This is a genomic window from Nocardioides sp. (assembly GCF_030019515.1).
Taxonomy (GTDB): domain Bacteria; phylum Actinomycetota; class Actinomycetes; order Propionibacteriales; family Nocardioidaceae; genus Nocardioides.
On record NZ_JASEEQ010000003.1, the window covers coordinates 272,987 to 285,565 of the forward strand.

A 12,579-nucleotide genomic window follows, 5' to 3' on the forward strand; every position below is an offset into this window, starting at 1 on the left:
TGAACCCTGCGGCACCGACCGTCGTATCCCCGGCAGGACCTACGAACGGAGGCACCATGTCGATCCACACACGACGGGCGGCCGCGGCGCTCGGCACCGTTGCCCTCCTGGCGGTCGGGACGTTCGCGACCAGCCCGACGGCGGCCGCTCCGGCCTCTCGGGCGGCGGCCCAGCGGCTCGAGGCGACGCTGCGGCCCAGCGGGGATCCGGACGGGTCGGGCGAGGCCCACCTCACCTTGAACAAGGCGCGCGGGAAGGTGTGCGCGACGGTGACCTGGGAGCACATCGACGACCCCGACGCCGCCCACATCCACCGCGTCTCCGACGGCAGCATCGTCGTCGACCTGAGTGGCTCGGTGACCGGCGGGGCACGCTGCACGAGCGGTGTGCCGGCGCGGACGGTCGGCCGCATCCTGCGCCACCCCAGGCGCTACTACTTCAACGTCCACAACGCGACCTACCCGGCCGGGGCGATCCAGGGCCGGCTGCACCGCTGACGACCCGGACGGATCGAGGTCAGCGGCGCTCACGCAACCGCACGTTGGGCAGCGGGGGCGCCGGGATCGGTGGCAGGTGGTCGCCGACCACCACGCCGAACCGGCCCTCCCGCACCAGCTGGGCGTCGGGCACCACCCGGGACGGCGCGCCGCCCTCGGACAGCCCGCCGGCCTCGGCCGGGGCCCGCTCGGCTCCGGCCGGGTCGAGGACCTGGGCCTGCCACTCCTCACGGAACCGGACGATCTCGTCGTGGCTGCGGCCCACGAAGTTCCACCACATCACGATGCGCTCGCCGAACGGCGGCCCACCGAGGAGCAGCAGCCGCACCGGGTCGCCGTACGCCGTGAGCGTCAGGGTCGAGCGGCCCGGCGGGAGGTAGGCGAGGGCGTCCTGCTTGGTCTCGACCCCCTCCACCGCGAGCACGCCGGTGTCCGCGAGCACGCCGTGCTCGAACGTCTCGTCCACGTCGAGCGCCAGCGTGGTCCCCGGCTCCAGCAGCAGCTCGGCGCCGAGCAGCGGCGTGTACGTCGGGACCGGCGAGGTGTCCCCCAGCAGCGACCCGAGGAACACCCGCGCCGTCCAGCCGTCGCCGGTGACCGGGGCCGGTGCGTGGTGAGCGAACCCGGGCTCGGTGAAGCGGTCCGAGTCGGGCAGGGCCACCCAGAGCTGGGCGCCGTGCAGGGTGGTCGTCGACGCCGGGGAGACCTCCGAGTGGCTGATCCCGCGGCCCGCGGTCATCAGGTTCACCTCACCGGGGCGCACCATCGCATGGTTGCCGGCGCTGTCTCGGTGCTCGACCTCGCCGGTGAACAGCCAGCTCACCGTCTGCAGCCCGGTGTGCGGGTGCGGCGCGACCGACATCCCGCCGGTGTCGGCGACCCGGTCGGGCCCGTAGTGGTCGACGAAGCACCACGCGCCGATCAGCGAGCGCTGACGCTGCGGGAGCGTACGGCGCACCCGCATCGCCCGTGGCCCGCCGAGCGGCACGTCGCGCGGCGTCATGATCTCGATGCCCGGGCTGATCGCACCCGGGCCGTCGACCTGGTCGGGCCGGTCCTCGAGGTTGCTCATCGCCCCATTGTGCCGCCGGTCAGCCCAGGTGCTCGGGCTCGACGTGCCGCTTCCCCTCGTCGCCGCGGCCGGGCGGGGTGATCGATCCGGCGTCGCTGCCGACGGAGACCCCCGACGGCCCGCCGCCGGGGGGGTCCAGACGCACGACCACGGACTTCGAGGTCGGGCAGTTGCTGCCCTCGGCCGTCGAGTCCAGCGGGACCAGCGGGTTCGTCTCGGGGTAGTACGCGGCGGCGCAGCCGCGCGGGGTGTCGTAGGCGACCACCCGGAACGACGGCGCCCGGCGCTCCGAGCCGTCCTGCCACTCGCTGACCAGGTCGACGTGCTCGCCGGCCTCGAGCCCGAGGGCGGCGATGTCGTCGGGGTGCACGAACACCACGCGCCGGCCGCCGGAGATGCCGCGGTAGCGGTCGTCGAGGCCGTAGATCGTGGTGTTGAACTGGTCGTGGGAGCGCAGCGTCTGCAGCAGCAGCCGGCCCTCGGGGACCTCGAGGACCGTCGTGGGGCTGACCGTGAAGATCGCGCGGTCCTTCTCGGTCGGGAACGTCCGGCTGTCCCGCGGCGGGTGCGGCAGGGTGAAGCCGCCCGGGCGGTCCACCTTCTCGTCGTACGCCGCGCAGCCGGGCACCACCCGCGAGATCCGGCGCCGGATCTCGGTGTAGTCGGAGCGGAACTCCTGCCATGGCAGGTCGTAGCGGTCGCCGAGCACGGCCTGCGCCAGGGAGCAGACGATGTCGACCTCGGAGCGCAGGTACGGCGAGGCCGGGTCGAGCGGGCCCTGGGAGGCGTGCACGGCGCAGGTGCTGTCCTCGACGGTGACCCGCTGCACCCGGCCGCCGGTGAGGTCCTTCTCGCTGCGCCCGAGCGCGGGCAGGATCAGCGCCTCCCGGCCGTGCACGACGTGGGACCGGTTCAGCTTCGTCGACACGTGCACGGTCAGGGCCGCGCGCCGGAACGCCTCCTCGGTGACCTCGGTGTCGGGCGCGGCCGAGACGAAGTTGCCGCCGAGGCCGAAGAACACCTTCGCGGCGCCGTCGCGCAGGGCCTTGATCGCCGCGACGCTGTCGAAGCCGTGCTCGCGTGGCGGCTCGAACCCGAACTCGTCGCGCAGCCTGTCGAGGAAGTGGCCGGGCGGGCGCTCCCAGATGCCCATGGTGCGGTCGCCCTGGACGTTGGAGTGGCCGCGCACCGGGAACAGCCCGGCGCCGGGCTTGCCGATGTTGCCCTGGAGGAACGCGACGTTCGCGAACTCCTTGACGGTCGCGACCGCGTTGCGGTGCTGGGTGATCCCCATCGCCCAGCAGATCACCGTGGCACGCGAGTCGCGGAACATCCGCGCGGCCTCCTCGATCTGCTCGCGCGTCAGACCGGTGGAGCGGCGTACGACGTCCCAGTCCAGCGCGCGCAGGTGCTCGGCCCAGGCCTCGAACCCCCAGGTGTGGCGGTCCACGAACTCGTGGTCGACGCAGCCCCACTCCAGCAGCAGGGCGCCGATCGCCTGGAACAGCGCGAGGTCGCCGTTGATCCGCAGCGGCAGGTGCAGGTCGGCGAGCTCGGTGCCGTGGCCGACGACGCCGCGCGGTCGCTGCGGGTTCTTGAACCGGACCAGTCCCGTCTCCTTGAGCGGGTTGACCGCGATGATCCTGGCGCCGTTGCGCTTCGCGCCCTCCAGTGCGGTGAGCATCCGCGGGTGGTTGGTGCCCGGGTTCTGGCCGGCGATCACGATCAGGTCGGCCTCGAGCACGTCGCGGATCGTGACCGACGCCTTCCCGATCCCGATCACCTCGGCGAGCGCGACCGACGTGGACTCGTGGCACATGTTCGAGCAGTCGGGCAGGTTGTTCGTGCCGAACGCGCGGACGAAGAGCTGGTAGGCGAACGCGGCCTCGTTGGAGGTCTTGCCGGAGGTGTAGAAGATCGCCTGGTCCGGGGAGTCCAGGGCGTGGAGGTGCCGGGCGATGGTCGCGAACGCCTCGTCCCAGCCGATCGGCTCGTAGTGGCTGCCGCCCTCGCGCAGCACCATCGGCTCGGTGATCCGGCCCTGCTGGCCCAGCCAGTAGTCGGACCTCTCCCGCAGCTCGGTGAGCGGGTGGGCGGCGAAGAAGTCGCGGTGCAGGTGCCGCCTGGTCGCCTCCTCGGCCACCGCCTTGGCGCCGTTCTCGCAGAACTCCGCCGTGGCCCGGTGGCTCGGGTCGGGGTCGGGCCAGGCACAGCCCTGGCAGTCGAAGCCGTCGACCTGGTTGAGCCGCAACAGCGTCTGCGCCGTACGCCGGACCCCCATCTGCTCGACCGCGCGCTTCATCGCGACGGCGACCGCCGGCACCCCCGCGGCCGAGGCCTTGGGCGGGTCGACGTCCAGCTCGCGCTCGTCGATGTCTCGCTGCGGTGGTCTCCTGCCCATGTCACCCATCCTGTCCGCGCTGTCCGGTCCTGGGAAGCAGGTACCCGCACCCGTGGCCCGGATGCCTGTCGGAGACCGCCGGCCAATAGCCCGGTTGAGCCTGTCCTTGCGGGTCGCGGGACCGCTAGGTTGCGAAATGCCAGCCCTGCGACAGATCCAGGAGCACCGGATGTCGACCAACGAACCCCCGCCCCCCGGCCAGGTCCCGCCTCCTCCTCCGCCGGCGGGCGGTGGCTACGGCGGGCCGCCCCCGCCGACCGGCGGGTACGGCGAGACGCCCCCGCCACCTCCGCCCGTCCCGTCGTACGGCGGTGGCGACGGCAGCGGCTACAGCCTCGGCAACGCCCTGTCCTACGGCTGGGCGAAGTTCCAGGCGAACACCGCCCAGATCATCCTGTCCACCGTCGTGCTCGTCGTCGGCCTGGTCGTGGTGGCCGTCCTCGGCACCTTCGTGATGAACGCGCTGACCACGGACGCGTCGTGCTCGGTGAACAACGGCTCCGTCGACTGCGACGGCGGCACCGGCTTCTTCGGCCGGCTGATCCTGCAGTCACTGCTCTCGGCGGTGCTGCTGGTCGTCGCCTGGATCATCGGCGCCGGCCTGGTCCGCGCCTCGCTCAACGTCACCGAGGGACGGCCGTTCCTCTTCGCGGACGTCATCAAGACCGACAAGCTCGGGTCGGTGGTGGTCGCCAGCGTGATCATCGCGGTCGCCACGTTCGTGGGCACGATCCTGTGCTACCTGCCCGGCCTGGTGGTCGGGTTCGCGACGTCGTACACGCTGTTCTTCATCATCGACAAGGACATGGCGCCGGTCGACGCGATCAAGGCGAGCGTGATGTTCGTGAAGGACAACCTCGCGAGCACCATCGTCTGGTACATCGTCGGCGGCCTGGTCGCCGCGGTCGGGTTCGTCATCTGCGTGGTCGGTGCGCTGGTCAGCGTGCCGGTCGTGCTGCTGGGCACGGCGTACACCTACAAGACGCTCAACCACGAGCCGGTCGCACCGTAGGCCGCCCTCGGCCGCCGACCGCTCAGAGCAGCTCCAGGCGCAGCCGCGCCGGGTCTCCGACCTCGAGGGACTCGGCGCGGCGCACCGCCTTCTTCACCGGCAGCACGTAGCCGCGCTCCTTGTCGGGGAACACCGACGTGCGCCAGGTCGAGCCACCCAGCCTCGCCTCGACCCGCACCGACCCGAATCCGCGCGGCGGTCCCGAGCGCAGCCGGATCTCCTCGGTCTCCTCCGCCGGCACGGTGACGAAGACCCAGGCCGTGCCCTGAGGAGAGGACTCCCACTCCCAGAGCTCGGCGTCGAACTCGCACGTCCACCCGGCCATGTCGTCAGGGTGCACCAGCGCGCCGACACCGGACATCCGAGCTGGTCGGCGGCGAAGAGGCGTTCTCGCGCTCACCGTGCCGGGCCTGAGTGAGTCCACCGCCCGGCGGCCCTGACGAAGTCGGGCTCACCACGGCATGGCGACGAACGGGGAGGAGTACTCCACGTCGCCGGATAGCCGGCCCTCGGCCTCGGCCGGCGTGACCCGGTCCCGCTCGGCATCGAGGAACATCGCGAGCAGACCGACATCGCCAGCGGTCGCCAGTCCCGTCACCTCCTCGTGCGCGAGCACCCACGAGACGGCGGCGGTGATCCGCGCCTGGTCGTTGTACGGCTCGTACCAGGTCGTGTAGCAGTGGTCGTTGCCCTCGGGCCAGTTGCGGCGCGAGGCGGTCTTGATCGTCATCAGGCCGGCGTCCTGGCTGCGTACCTCCGCGACCAGGGCCTCGAAGTCGACCCGGTAGGCCTCGTCGCGCCACAGCACGGGGTTGAGCGGGGTCAGCACGGTCGCGAACGGGTGCCGGCGCAGCGCCTCGAGGTGGGTCGCGGGCGCCTGGTCGCCGTGACCGGTGATGCCCACCGCCCCCACCAGGCCCTGCTCCTGCGCCTGGAGCGCCGCCTCCAGGGCGCCGCCGGCGCCGGTGGCGCGGTCGAGGTCGGCGAGGTCACCGACGGCGTGCAGCTGGAGCAGGTCGACGTGGTCGGTCTGCAGCCGCTCCAGCGAACGGTTGATCTCCCGCCAGGCCGACTCCTTGTCCCGGCGGCCGGTCTTGGTGGCGAGGAAGACCTGGTCGCGGATGCGCGGCAGCCACGGCCCGAGCCGCAGTTCCGCGTCGCCGTAGTCGGCGGCGACGTCGAAGTGGTTGATGCCGCCGTCGAGCGCCTCCTGGACCGACCGGTCAGCGACGTCCTGGGTCACCTCGGAGAGGGCGGCCGCGCCATAGATCAGGACCGAGCTCCGATGTTCCAACCTGCCGAGCCTGCGGGTCTCCACGAGCCCACTATGCACCTCAGCCGTCGGCGGCTACCGGCCGGCGGTGCCCCATCCACCTCCCGTCCGCGATCGCACGTGGACCGCCCACCGCCCACCCGGCGGCAACCGCGACCAACCCAGGCCAGCGGTGCCCCATCCACCTCCCGCCAGCACCCAAACGTGGACCACCCACCGCCCACCCGACGCCAACCGCGACCAACCCAGGCCAGCGGTGCCCCAGCCACCACCCCTCCGCGATCGCACGTGGACCACCCACCGCCCACCCGACGCCAACCGCGACCAACCCAGGCCAGCGGTGCCCCAGCCACCACCGGCCAGCACCCAAACGTGGACCACCCACCGCCCACCCTGCGGCAGCCGCACGGGCTCAGCTGTTGGAGAACACCCCCGGATCCCCGCCGTCCGGTCCACGACCGCTCCAGCTCCAGGCGTACGCCGCGTCCTCGACCGCGAGCCCGCCCTCCCCCAGCTCGAGCGGGGCGAACGTGTCGACCATGACCGCCGACTCCTCGAAGTACTCCACGCCCAGCGACGCCTCGATCGCCGAGGGCTGCGGTCCGTGGGCCTGGCCGCCGGGGTGCAGCGAGATCGACCCGAGGCCGATGCCCGAGCCCTTGCGCGCCTCGTAGTCGCCGCCGACGTAGAACATCACCTCGTCGCTGTCGACGTTGGAGTGGTAGTACGGCACCGGGATCGCCAGCGGGTGGTAGTCGACCTTGCGGGGCAGGAAGTTGCAGACCACGAAGTTGCGGCCCTCGAAGACCTGGTGCACCGGCGGCGGCTGGTGCACCTTGCCGGTGATCGGCATGTAGTCCTCGATGTTGAGCGTGTACGGGTACAGGCAGCCGTCCCAGCCGACCACGTCGAAGGGGTGCGTCGCGTACGTCAGCCGCGTGCCGACGATCCCGGCGCTGGTCCGGTGCTTCACGAGGACGTCGACGTCGGCGCCGTCCATCGTGACCGGCTGGGTCGGCCCGTAGAGGTCGCGCTCGCAGTACGGCGCGTGCTCCAGGAGCTGGCCGTAGCGGGACAGGTAGCGCTTCGGCGGCGCGACGTGGCTGTTCGCCTCGATCGCGTACAGCCGGCTCGGTTCGGGGGATCCGGGGGCGGGCACCCACCGGTGCGTGGTCGCCCGCGGGATCACGACGTAGTCGCCCGCTCGGTAGCCGACCACGCCGAACACGGTCTCGACCACGCCGGTCCCGGACTCGACGTACACGCACTCGTCGCCGATCGCGTTGCGGTAGTAGGCGGAGGGCTCAGGGCCGGCGACGACGTAGGAGAGGCGCACGTCGCCGTTCCCGAGCACCAACCGGCGGTCGGTGACCGCGTCGCCACCGGTCTCGAGGTCGTGGAGCCGGAGGTGTCGCGGCTTGAGCGGGTGGTTGGGCGTGCGGGTCTGGTCGGGCAGCGCCCAGACCTCGGAGGCGACGATCGCCGACGGCACGCCGCGGTGGTAGAGCAGCGAGGAGTCCGAGGAGAAGCCCTCCTCGCCCATCAGCTCCTCGTAGTAGAGCCGGCCGTCGGCGTCGCGGTGCTGGGTGTGCCGCTTCGGCGGCACCTCGCCGATCCGTCGGTAGTGGGCCATCGCGGCCTCCGTTCCCCGGCCTGGCATCCGATAACCGGACACCTTCGTTCGCTATCTGTCTCGTGGTTAGAGTAGCGATCGTGTCAACGCAACCGCCGGTACCTGCTCTCGGGCACACGTGGCGCGGCCTCGTCGACGACGCCGCGATCTTCCCGCCCGGCGACGCGCCGCTGGAGCGCGCCGCGGCCGACCATCAGGCCAGACGGAGCGAGCCGTACGCCGACCTGGTGGGCACGTTCGTGGTCCGCGACATCGACCTGCCCGACCTGAAGGCGACCCCGCTGGCGCTCTCGGTGGTCGTCACCGGAGGCGCCGGCAACATCGCCGGGCTGACCGCACTGGCCCGCAGGCTGCACATCGCGGTCGAGGGCATCGAGATCGCGCTGCGCGACGTCGACGACCTGCCCGGCAACGCCCGCCGGGTCGCCGCCGCGGTCGACGCCGCCCGGGCCGAGGGCCAGCTCGACGACCACGTGCCGGTGTACGTCGAGCTCCCGCACGTCCCGTCCACCGGGTCCTGGCTCGCCGCCGCGGACGAGGTCGCCGCGAACGAGTTCCGGCTCAAGTTCCGCACCGGTGGACTCGACGCCGCGGCGTACCCGCACGCCCACGCGCTGGCCCGCTGGATCGACGCAGCGCTCGACCGCGAGACGCCGTTCAAGTGCACCGCCGGCCTCCACCACGCGGTGCGGCACACCGGCGAGGCGGAGTCAGGGGGGTTCGAGCACCACGGCTTCCTCAACCTGCTGGTCGCGACCCGGCTGGCCTTCGACGGCGCCGCGCCCGACGCGGTCGTCGAGGTCCTCGAGCGCCGCGACGGCGACGCGCTGGCGGCCGCGGCCCGCGACCTGGACCTCGCCGGCGCCCGCCGCTGGTTCACCTCCTTCGGGTCCTGCTCGATCGACGAGCCGCTCGCGGACCTGGCCGCCCTGGGCCTCCTGGGGCTGTCGTGAGCAGCTGGGTGCCCGGGGCGGACGGCTCCGGCTTCGGCGTCGACCACCTGCCGTACGGCGTCTTCTCCCGCCCCGGCGAGGAGCCCCGGGTCGGCGTCCGCATCGCCGACCAGGTCCTCGACCTGGCCCCGGTCGCGGCGGCCGAGATGCTCGACGTCCACCGCGTCCTCGAGGCGCGCTCGCTCAACCCGCTGATGGCCGAGGGGCGCCGGGTCCGCGAGTCCGTGCGCGCCTGGGTCGTCGGGCTGCTGAGCGACGAGAGCGAGCGCGACCTGGTCGAGCCGCACCTCGTGCCGCTCACCGAGGTCGCCCTGCACCTGCCGGTGGAGGTCGCCGACTACGTCGACTTCTACGCGAGCGAGCACCACGCCTCCAACGTCGGCCGGATCTTCCGCCCGGACGCGGAGCCGCTGCTGCCGAACTGGAAGCACCTGCCGGTCGGCTACCACGGCCGCGCCGGCACCGTCGTCGGCTCGGGCACGCCCGTCGTCCGCCCGTGCGGGCAGCGCCGCGGCGACCCGGCGCCGACGTACGGCCCCTCGACCCGGCTCGACATCGAGGCCGAGCTCGGCTTCGTGGTCGGCACGCCGTCGGAGCTCGGGACACCGGTGCCGTACGACGCGTTCGCCGACCACGTGTTCGGCGTGGTCGGCCTCAACGACTGGTCGGCGCGCGACATCCAGGCCTGGGAGTACGTGCCGCTGGGTCCGTTCCTCGGCAAGTCGTTCGCGACCTCGGTGTCGCACTGGGTCACGCCGCTCGAGGCGCTCGACGCAGCGTGGGTCGACCTGCCCGGCCAGGACCCCGAGCCGCTGCCCTACCTCGGCCCCGGCGCCACCCGCGGCCTCGACGTCGACGTCGAGGTGGCCGTCAACGGCGAGGTGGTCAGCCGGCCGCCCTACCGCACCATGTACTGGTCGCCCGCGCAGCTGCTGGCGCACCTCACGGTCAACGGCGCGAGCCTGCGCACCGGTGACCTCTACGCGTCCGGCACCATCAGCGGCCCCGAGCCCGACCAGCGGGGCTCGCTGCTCGAGCTCGGCTGGGGCGCCGACGACGCGTTCCTCGACGACGGCGACGAGGTCGTGATCCGCTACGCCGCCCCCGGCACGGCCGGCGGCCGGATCACCCTCGGCGAGGTCGCCGGGGTCGTCGAGCCCGCCCGCACCTGAGCCCGATCCCCGATCGGAGGATGCGGCGTACCCGGGACGGGCGCCGGCCGGCGGGGCTAGCGTGCCTCCATGTACGACGGACCACCGGTGGTCGTCGTCGGGAACGGGCCGGTCGGCCAGACGACCGCGCTGCTCCTGGCCCGCTGGGGCGTCCCGACGATCGTGCTCGACGCCCAGGACCGGCGCACGCCGGTCGGCTCCCGATCGATCTGCCAGCAGCGCGAGACCCTCGACATCTGGGACTCGGTCGGCGCCGGGCGCGAGATCGCGGACGAGGGCGTGACCTGGCGGGTCGCGCGGACCTACTACCGCGAGCACGAGCTGTTCCACCTCGCGTTCGCCGACAGCGGGAGCAGCCCGTTCCCGCCCTGGGTGAACATCGGGCAGGCCCGGGTCGAGCAGCTGCTCGACGAGCGGATCGCGGAGCAGCCGCTGATCGAGGCCCGATGGGGAACCACCGTCACCGGGATCACCCAGGACCGGGACCGCGCGCGGGTCGAGACCACGCACGGCAGCATCGCGACGCCGTACGTCGTCGCCTGCGCCGGCGCCCACGGCGACGTGGCACGACGCGCGGTCGGCGCGGAGTTCGAGGGCCGCAGCTTCGCGGACCGGTTCCTGATCTGCGACATCCGCTGCGAGCTCCCCGACCGCGAGCTCGAGCGCCGCTTCTACTTCGACCCGGCGTGGAACCCCGGCCGCCAGGTGCTGATGCACCCGTGCCCGGACTCGACGTACCGCATCGACTGGCAGGTGGCGCCCGAGTTCGACCTCGAGCAGGAGCGGGCGAGCGGCGACCTCGACCGCCGGATCAGGCGGATCGTCGGCGACCGGGACCACGAGGTCGTGTGGTGCACGGTCTACCGGTTCCACTCCCGCTGTGCGACGACGATGGGCGCGGGCCGGGTGCTGCTGGCCGGCGACTGCGCGCACCTGGTGGCGCCGTTCGGTGCCCGCGGCCTGAACTCCGGCGTCGCGGACGCCGAGAACGCCGCCTGGCGGATCGCGTTCGAGCTGCACGGCTGGGGTCGCGGCCTGACACCGGCGTACGACGTCGAGCGCCGCGCGGCCGCACAGGACAACCTGGCGGTCACCACCCGCACGATGGACTTCCTCGTCCCGCAGTCCGACGCCGGGTGGGCACACCGGTGCGCAGTGCTCGAGCGCGCGGTCACCGACCCCGAGGCACGCACGCAGATCGACTCGGGCCGGCTCTACGCGCCGTTCCGGTACGGCGACCACCCGCACCCGGCGGTCGGGGCGATCCTGCCCGACCACGCCGTCGACGGCGTCCGGCTGCGCGAGCTGGCCCGGCGCGGGCTGCTCTTGCTCTCGCGCGACCCGGTCCAGGTGCCGGATCTCCCCTTCCCCTGCTCGGCCGTGGCGCTGCCCACGGGACCGGCCGACGAGCTGGGCCTGACCGCGGGCGAGGCCTGGGTGGTCCGGCCGGACGCGCACGTCGCGGCAGCCCCAGCCCCGGGGGCACTGGGCGAGGCGGTCGGCTCGCTGCTCGCCGGCCCAGGCCTCAGCCAGTAGGCGAGTCCGCCTCGGCCAGCACGGCTCGGGCGCGGCGTGACCCCGGCCCGCCAGCACACCCACCACCGGTAGCGTGATGGCGTGCAGCTCGGCCAGTACCCCGCACCCGGCCACGTGGTCGCCCACGTCAGCGACCCGCACCTCCTGGCAGGCGGCGCCCGGCAGTACGGCGTCATCGACACCGAGGCCCGTCTCCGGCTCGCGCTGACCCGGCTCTCCCGGCTCGACGCGCCGCCACAGGCGCTGGTGTTCACCGGCGACCTCGCCGACAAGGCCGAACCCGCGGCGTACGCCCGCCTGCGCGAGCTCGTCGAGCCCGCCGCCGCGGACCTGGGCGCGGCGGTCGTGTGGGTGATGGGCAACCACGACGAGCGCGCGGCGTACGCGCGCGGCCTGTTCGGCTCGGACGCCACGGAGCAGGACGCGGCCCAGGACCGCGTGCACGAGGTCGCGGGGCTGCGGATCGTGTCGCTGGACACGAGCGTCCCCGGCTACCACCACGGGGAGCTGACCGACGACCAGCTCGCGTGGCTGGCCGACGTGCTCGCCGTCCCGGCACCGCACGGCACCCTGCTCGCCCTGCACCACCCCCCGATCCCGATCCCGATGATGCCGGCAGCCGCGGTCATCGAGCTGCTCGACCAGCACCGGCTCGCCGAGGTGATCACCGGCACCGACGTGCGCTGCATCCTGGGCGGGCACCTCCACTACTCGACGTACTCCACGTTCGCCGGCATCCCGGTCTCCGTCGCGTCCGCGACCTGCTACACCTCCGATCCCGCGCCGGTCGAGCGGTTCGTCTCCGGCGTCGACGGGCACCAGGCCATCACGATGGTGCACCTCTACGACGACCGGATCGTCCACACCGTGGTGCCGGTCGACGAGGCACCCGAGGTCAGCGGCTTCCCCGCCGACGTAGGCGCCCAGATCGAGGCGCTGACCCGCGAGCAGCGACGCGACCTGGTCTCCCGCAAGGACTCTCCCCTGTACACCGGCGAGCTCGACGCCCCCGGGCACACCTGAGCGCCGA

11 protein-coding genes are annotated in these 12,579 nt (G+C 73.1%); 6 read left to right on the forward strand and 5 right to left on the reverse strand.

Annotated elements, in window-relative coordinates:
• The first annotated feature begins 56 nt into the window (after positions 1-56).
• The gene (locus QMC84_RS06085; RefSeq protein WP_300372854.1) at positions 57-497 is read left to right on the forward strand and encodes a CHRD domain-containing protein; all 441 of its coding nucleotides are present in this window, start codon (positions 57-59) and stop codon (positions 495-497) included.
• A gap of 19 nt (positions 498-516) precedes the next feature.
• On the opposite strand, the gene QMC84_RS06090 is transcribed toward QMC84_RS06085, so the two are convergent.
• Entirely contained in the window at positions 517-1,569 is a 1,053-nt protein-coding gene (locus tag QMC84_RS06090) for a pirin family protein (RefSeq protein WP_300372856.1), read from the reverse strand.
• A 19-nt stretch (positions 1,570-1,588) separates the two neighbouring features.
• The gene (locus tag QMC84_RS06095; RefSeq protein ID WP_300372858.1) at positions 1,589-3,970 is read right to left on the reverse strand and encodes an FdhF/YdeP family oxidoreductase; all 2,382 of its coding nucleotides are present in this window, start codon (positions 3,968-3,970) and stop codon (positions 1,589-1,591) included.
• Positions 3,971-4,106: 136 nt separating this feature from the next.
• Between QMC84_RS06095 and QMC84_RS06100 the strand changes: the two genes are divergently transcribed.
• Positions 4,107-4,982 carry a hypothetical protein gene (locus QMC84_RS06100; protein WP_300372860.1) on the forward strand — a complete coding sequence of 292 codons (876 nt, stop codon included), beginning with the start codon at positions 4,107-4,109 and terminating at the stop codon, positions 4,980-4,982.
• A gap of 22 nt (positions 4,983-5,004) precedes the next feature.
• Here QMC84_RS06100 and QMC84_RS06105 read toward each other — a convergent pair whose 3' ends face one another.
• The 3 genes from QMC84_RS06105 to QMC84_RS06115 all read right to left on the reverse strand — a co-directional run bounded on the left by QMC84_RS06105 (position 5,005) and on the right by QMC84_RS06115 (position 7,888).
• Positions 5,005-5,307, reverse strand: a complete 303-nt coding sequence (locus tag QMC84_RS06105; RefSeq protein ID WP_300372862.1) for a DUF1905 domain-containing protein — start codon at positions 5,305-5,307, stop codon at positions 5,005-5,007.
• 126 nt (positions 5,308-5,433) lie between these two features.
• Positions 5,434-6,300, reverse strand: coding sequence for an aldo/keto reductase (locus QMC84_RS06110; protein WP_300372865.1), 867 nt, complete (start codon positions 6,298-6,300; stop codon positions 5,434-5,436).
• Positions 6,301-6,667: 367 nt separating this feature from the next.
• A complete protein-coding gene (locus tag QMC84_RS06115) occupies positions 6,668-7,888 on the reverse strand; it encodes a homogentisate 1,2-dioxygenase domain-containing protein (protein WP_300372868.1) in 1,221 nt (406 codons plus the stop codon).
• Between the two features lie 80 nt (positions 7,889-7,968).
• Between QMC84_RS06115 and QMC84_RS06120 the strand changes: the two genes are divergently transcribed.
• The 4 genes from QMC84_RS06120 to QMC84_RS06135 all read left to right on the forward strand — a co-directional run bounded on the left by QMC84_RS06120 (position 7,969) and on the right by QMC84_RS06135 (position 12,572).
• Positions 7,969-8,841, forward strand: a complete 873-nt coding sequence (locus QMC84_RS06120) for a hypothetical protein (RefSeq protein WP_300372871.1) — start codon at positions 7,969-7,971, stop codon at positions 8,839-8,841.
• Positions 8,838-10,013 (forward strand): fumarylacetoacetase, encoded by a 1,176-nt coding sequence (gene fahA / locus QMC84_RS06125; RefSeq protein WP_300372873.1) that lies wholly within the window; start codon positions 8,838-8,840, stop codon positions 10,011-10,013. Before QMC84_RS06120 ends, fahA begins: the two co-directional genes overlap by 4 nt.
• A 69-nt stretch (positions 10,014-10,082) precedes the next feature.
• Positions 10,083-11,549, forward strand: coding sequence for an FAD-dependent monooxygenase (locus QMC84_RS06130; RefSeq protein ID WP_300372876.1), 1,467 nt, complete (start codon positions 10,083-10,085; stop codon positions 11,547-11,549).
• A gap of 81 nt (positions 11,550-11,630) precedes the next feature.
• Complete coding sequence (locus QMC84_RS06135; RefSeq protein ID WP_300372879.1) at positions 11,631-12,572, forward strand: metallophosphoesterase; 942 nt, start codon at positions 11,631-11,633, stop codon at positions 12,570-12,572.
• The last annotated feature ends 7 nt before the right edge of the window (positions 12,573-12,579 follow it).